At 61.1% G+C, this 275-nt stretch carries 1 protein-coding gene; it reads left to right on the top strand.

All coding sequences use genetic code 11. The features are described from left to right. A partial coding sequence (locus SB660_RS20365) for a Dabb family protein (RefSeq protein ID WP_410584134.1) occupies positions 1-181 on the top strand: 181 nt, incomplete at its 5' end. Positions 182-275: the final 94 nt, after the last annotated feature.

Raw genomic sequence — 275 nt, 5'->3', positions numbered from 1 at the left:
CGCCACGACGGTGGGGGCGAACGGCGTCGACCTCGAGGGCAACTACGACTTCGCCCTTAGCGCCGACTTCGACGACGCCGATGCGCTCTCGGTCTACGCCACGCACCCCGCACACGTCGAGGTGGCGAATTTCATCGGCACGTTCAAGACGAGCCGTGCCTGCATCGACATCGAGATGTAGCCGCGCCGAACGAACAAGGTTTTTCCGAGCGACTACGTTATTTCATATCCGTTCGGCGAAACCTTGTTCGTTCGACCTAGGAGAGGGCTTCGCG

The sequence above is a fragment of the Bacillus sp. SIMBA_005 genome (genome assembly GCF_046535585.1).
Classification (GTDB): domain Bacteria; phylum Bacillota; class Bacilli; order Bacillales; family Bacillaceae; genus Bacillus; species Bacillus pumilus.
Note: the sequence above shows the minus strand (reverse complement) of the source record. Positions and strands in the feature narration are given on the sequence as shown.